This window comes from Pseudomonadota bacterium (genome assembly GCA_016927275.1).
Lineage (GTDB): Bacteria > UBA10199 > UBA10199 > 2-02-FULL-44-16 > JAAZCA01 > JAFGMW01.
Genome location: JAFGMW010000088.1, coordinates 1 through 3,027 on the forward strand (window position 1 = coordinate 1; position 3,027 = coordinate 3,027).

A 3,027-nucleotide genomic window follows, 5' to 3' on the forward strand; every position below is an offset into this window, starting at 1 on the left:
CCGACGAAAGCCCAGCGACGACCTTCCGACTGTATGGTTCATCTGATGCTGAAGTGCCGGGGCGTGGTAACTGCGCCCCGGCGTAGCCGGCGCCTGAGGCGACGAGCGTAGCGAGAAGAGCAACCCGACCCGCTCCGTCTGCTGCGGGGGATCCGGAGCACTCCCTCAGTGCTTCTTGCCCTGCTCGAGCGCCGCCTGGGCGGCGGCGAGCCTGGCGATGGGCACGCGGTAGGGAGAGCAGGAGACGTAGTTGAGCCCGATCTCGTTGCAGAACGCGACCGAATCCGGGTCGCCCCCGTGCTCGCCGCAGATGCCGATGTCGAGCTTGGGGTTGGTCTCGCGTCCGCGCGCGACCCCCATCCTCATGAGCTGGCCCACGCCGTCGCGGTCGATGGTGACGAACGGGTCGCAGGGCAGGATCCGCTTCTGAACGTACTCGCCCAGAAACCTGCCCGCGTCGTCGCGCGAGAAGCCGAAGGTTGTCTGGGTGAGGTCGTTGGTGCCGAAGCTGAAGAAGTCGGCGTGCTTCGCTATCTCGCCCGCGGCGATGGCCGCGCGCGGCAGCTCGATCATCGTGCCGATGGTGTAGTCGACCTTCACGCCGGTGCGCGAGATCACCTCCTGGCACACCTTGTCGCACACCGCGCGCAGCTGCATGAGCTCGTGGCTGTGGCCGACGAGCGGGATCTCGATCTCGGGGACGCACACGACCCTCTCGTCGCGCGTGATCTCGCAGGCCGCCTCCATGATCGCCTGCGTCTGCATCGCGTATATCTCCGGGTAGGTCACGCCCAGGCGGCAGCCGCGGTGGCCGAGCATGGGGTTGAACTCGTGCAGCTCCGCGGCCTTGGCGCGCAGCTTCTCCCCCGGCACCCCCATCTTCTTCGAGAGGTCCTCGATCTCCTCGTCGGTGTGGGGCAGGAACTCGTGCAGGGGCGGGTCGAGCAGGCGGATCGTCACGGGGTAGCCGCTCATCACCTTGAAGATGCCCTTGAAGTCGCCCTTCTGCATCGGAAGGATCTTTGCCAGCGCCCTCTTGCGCCCCTCTATGTCCTCGGAGAGTATCATCTCGCGGAAGGCGTCGATGCGGTCGCCCTCGAAGAACATGTGCTCGGTGCGCGTTAGGCCTATGCCCTCTGCCCCGAAGTTGCGCGCGACCTGGGCGTCGTGCGGGGTGTCCGCGTTAGTGCGCACCTTGAGCCTGCGGAACTCGTCGGTCCAGGCCATGAATGTGCCGAAATCGCCGGTGAGCTCGGGCGGAATCGTGGGGAGCTCTCCCAGCATCACCTCGCCGGTGGAACCGTCGATGGTCACAGGATCCCCCTCGAAGAGGGTTATCTCTCCGATGCGCGCCTGTTTGCGTTCCGCGTCGACCGCGAGCTCGCCGCAGCCGGCCACGCAGGGCGTGCCCATGCCGCGCGCCACCACGGCCGCGTGAGAGGTCATGCCGCCGCGGGCGGTCAGTATCCCCTGAGCGACCGCCATGCCCTTGATATCGTCGGGCGACGTCTCGAGCCTCACGAGTATCACCTTTCTGCCGTCCCTGTGCCAGTTCGCGGCCTCGTCCGCCGTGAATACCACCTGCCCCACCGCCGCGCCCGGCGACGCGGGAAGGCCCCTGGCCACCACCTCGCGCCTCGCCTTGGGGTCGAGGCGCGGGTGGAGGAGCTGGTCGAGCTGCATGGGGGCCACCCGCTTTAGCGCCTCCGCCTTGTCGATGAGCTTCTCGTTCACCATGTCCACCGCGATCTTGACCGCGGCCGGCCCGGTGCGCTTGCCGTTTCTGGTCTGCAGCATCCAGAGCTTGTTCTGCTGGATCGTGAACTCGATGTCCTGCATGTCGCGGTAGTGCTTCTCGAGCTTCCTGTATATGCCCTCGAGCTCAGAGTAGAGCTTCGGCATCGCCTCCTCGAGCGACCTCTCGTCAGGCGATTTCTTCGCCGCCACGTTGATCGGCTGCGGGGTGCGGATGCCGGCCACCACGTCCTCGCCCTGCGCGTTGATCAGGTACTCGCCGAAGAAGCGGCGGTCGCCGGTGCCGGGGTCGCGCGTGAAGGCGACGCCGGTGGCACAGTCCTCGCCCATGTTGCCGAAGACCATGGCCTGCACGTTGACCGCGGTGCCCCAGTTGGCCGGGATGGCGTGGAGCCTGCGGTACTCGATAGCGCGCGGGGTCATCCACGACTTGAACACCGCGCCGATGCCGCCCCAGAGCTGCTCCTTCGGGTCGTCCGGAAAATCGCGGCCGAGGTCGCGCTTCACGAGCTCGCGGAAGCGGGTGCACAGCTCCTTGAGGTCGTCGGCGGTGAGCTCGGTGTCGAGTTTCACCCCCCTCTGCGCCTTCATCTCGTCGATGATCGTCTCGAAGTGGTGCGATTCGGCTCCGAGCACCACGTCGGAGTACATCTGGATGAAGCGCCTATATGAGTCGTAGGCGAAGCGCTCGTTGCCAGTCCTGTCGACGATCCCGCGGATCGTCTCCTGGTTGAGCCCGAGGTTGAGCACGGTGTCCATCATGCCCGGCATGCTGGCGCGCGCGCCTGAGCGCACCGATAGCAGGAGCGGGTTCTTCGGATCGCCGAACTTCGCTCCCATCGCCTTCTCGACGGAGTGGATCCCCTCCTGGACCTGCTTCTCGAGCTCCTTCGGGTAGGCCCTGTCGTGGTCGTAGTAATAGGTGCAGACCTCGGTCGTGATGGTGAAGCCGGCAGGCACCGGGATGCCCAGCCCGCTCATCTCGGCGAGGTTTGCGCCCTTGCCGCCGAGCAGGTTCTTCATCGTCGCGTTGCCCTCGGCCTTTCCCGCGCCGAACGTGTACACATGCTTGTTGCTCATCTCACTTCCTCCTTTGTTATAACGCCGCTTAAGGCGGCTGGCTATGCAGACTGAGAGGATCGGCGCGCTCTTCTCGCTACGCTCGTCGCCTCAGGCGCCGGCTCCTCGCTGGGCTTTCGTCGGTCGGATCATCACAGGCTACGGAATCCGCCCTCCTCGAGCCCCGCTGCGAAGAGTGCCCCGATCCTCTCC

General features: G+C 66.1%; 1 protein-coding gene. It reads right to left on the reverse strand.

The window, feature by feature from the left end; genetic code table 11:
- Window positions 1–165 precede the first annotated feature (165 nt).
- Window positions 166–2,835 carry a pyruvate, phosphate dikinase gene (locus tag JXA24_05975; protein MBN1283300.1) on the reverse strand — a complete coding sequence of 890 codons (2,670 nt, stop codon included), beginning with the start codon at window positions 2,833–2,835 and terminating at the stop codon, window positions 166–168.
- Window positions 2,836–3,027: the final 192 nt, after the last annotated feature.